This window comes from Paraburkholderia mimosarum LMG 23256 = NBRC 106338 (assembly GCF_000739815.1).
GTDB lineage: Bacteria > Pseudomonadota > Gammaproteobacteria > Burkholderiales > Burkholderiaceae > Paraburkholderia > Paraburkholderia mimosarum.
In genome coordinates this window covers 1-2,062 of sequence record NZ_BBJJ01000250.1, presented here as the reverse complement: position 1 = coordinate 2,062, position 2,062 = coordinate 1, and the positions used below count along the sequence as shown (strand labels likewise).

Annotated in this window: 1 protein-coding gene and 2 pseudogenes; 1 reads left to right on the top strand and 2 read right to left on the bottom strand. The window is 55.2% G+C overall.

Features of this window, described 5'->3' with window-relative positions:
* Positions 1-390, bottom strand: a pseudogene (locus BMI01S_RS37105) (IS6 family transposase); the annotation flags it as partial.
* A 258-nt stretch (positions 391-648) separates the two neighbouring features.
* Here BMI01S_RS37105 and BMI01S_RS37100 point away from each other — a divergent pair.
* Positions 649-1,848 (top strand): pectate lyase family protein, encoded by a 1,200-nt coding sequence (locus tag BMI01S_RS37100; RefSeq protein ID WP_028233088.1) that lies wholly within the window; start codon positions 649-651, stop codon positions 1,846-1,848.
* Positions 1,849-1,853: 5 nt separating this feature from the next.
* Here the strand turns inward: BMI01S_RS37100 and BMI01S_RS38565 are convergent.
* A pseudogene (locus tag BMI01S_RS38565) lies at positions 1,854-2,062 on the bottom strand (hypothetical protein); the annotation flags it as partial.

The following is a 2,062-nucleotide window of genomic DNA, read 5'->3' as shown; positions in this document are numbered from 1 at the left end:
CCGCCGGGCAGCGACCTTGTCCCGCCTGGCCCTGAGCAGGAAGTCGACCGTGTCGCCCGCCTTGTCCACTGCCCGGTAAAGATATTTCCACTCGCCTTTGATCTTGATATAGCTCTCGTCCATTCGCCAGCTTTTCCCAACCGGACGCTTGTGCTTGCGGAAGCTCCTTTCGAAGAGCGGCAGCAGCTTGATGACCCAGCGGTACACCGTCGAATGATCCACCGCGATACCACGCTAGTCCATCATTTCCGCAAGATTGCGCAAACTCAGCGAATAGGCCACGTACCATCGCACGCACAGCAAAATCACTTCAAGCGGGTAGTGAAGGCGCTTCAGGACCTTGGCCAGGCCCGGCGCGAGTGTGGTTCGCGGTGTCTTCGTCTTCTTCATCGCTCAGCTCAAAAATTCGCTACACAATTTTAACGTGGGCCTTACTGCAACAGAACCCAATAAGGTAGTCTGCTATGCTGACGGACCTTAATGCGACAGATCCGGCATTTTTGATACGGTCCAGTTTCGGATCGCTGATGTGCGTCATATCGCATAGTCTGATGACGGAGTGTGCCAACGTTTGAACCAAATGCACCTTGGCCGGAATCCGCCTATTTCAGGTCCCACGCCTTTTGCGTTCTTGAATGGAAGAGCTGAATGAACTTGCGAAATCTCATGACTATATTGACTGCGACTCTGCTGTGCGTTTGTGGTTGTAGCGAACATGGGACGCCTTCCGCGCCGGACGCCTCAGCAGTGACAGGGGCGCGGTTCGGTGAGACAGCAATTCCCGTGCGCCTGTCGGCGAACACCGGTGGGTTCGCAACGGCGACCGGGTCAAACGACTCCGCCGTCACGGTAGCTAGCCTCGCTGATCTGCTGGCCGCATTTAACGCCCGACAGCACCACATTCTCGTCAAAGGAGAAATCTACGGCGGGCCACGACTGACGACGCTCACGTTCGCTAGCACCGCCTGGAACAACACCACGATCGAAGGCGCAGATGGAGGCAGTGCTGTGTTGAAAAACATCCAGCTCAAATTTGACGGAGAAATGCTGCCAGATGGCAAATACATCGAAAATGTCGTGATCAGAAACATCACTTTCCATGGCGTTATCCGGGACCTCCAGGCTCTGCCTGCCCAAGTTTACGGCACGTCCAGTAACGTCGGTATCAACTATGAAGGTGTGTCGCTGCGCCGGGTCAACAATGCGTGGATCGACCATTGTGCCTTCTATGATACGAGCGACGGCCTGATGAGCGTGACACTGTCGTCGGACAATGTGACGGTTTCCTATAGCCAGTTCTATTTCACCAGCGAATGGCTGAAGATGCGCCCCGATCCCGTCTGGAGCTGGACGGGCACAAACCAGGACTTGGCCAATGAGCGTCTGGCGATGATCGTGGGTGCAAACCGTCTCGATTCCTATTCATATGGAGGTAATAGGCTGCATGTCACGTTACATCACAACCAGTTCGGCCCGAACTTGAAGGGACGTCCACTGCTGCGGGGTTGGGTTCACGCCTACAACAACTATTTCGACAACGGGGCGACACCCACCGGCCTCACGGCGACCGGATCAGACGAGACACAGTACACCGCCCTGCAGATTGGCAGCGGCGGCATTGTATATTCGGAAAAGAACTATTTTTTCAGGACAAACCGAAGCATTCAGGTTGGCTTGGATTCGTCGGGTGACGCCCATTCTTTTTATGAAAACGCTAACCTCTACGACCGGACCACCGGCGTGTCGGCAAAGGGGGACGCTTTCACAGTCGCGCCAGTTAGTTACACGTATCGTGCCAGAATAGCCTCGTCTGTTCTCCAAGCTGTGCAGATCTTTGGTCCTCGGTAGACACGCTATAAGCAGCAATCCATCGAGGCAATGTATCCGACCATATACATTGCGGTAAGCGATGACGTGTATCTGCGAACGCTGCTGATCCACGGCGTGCGATCGGTCATCAGCCCGAGCCGCTCGGCCGCACGCCACGGCTTGAGCCTGCCGTCCACCACATCCTGAATGACCTTCAATCTGTCCAGCTCGCGCATCGTCATCGTTATCCGTT

Bases quoted from the DNA above. Each gene is read 5' to 3' on its own strand.
- BMI01S_RS37100 (WP_028233088.1), top strand. From the start codon at position 649: ATGAACTTGCGAAATCTCATGACTATATTGACTGCGACTCTGCTGTGC.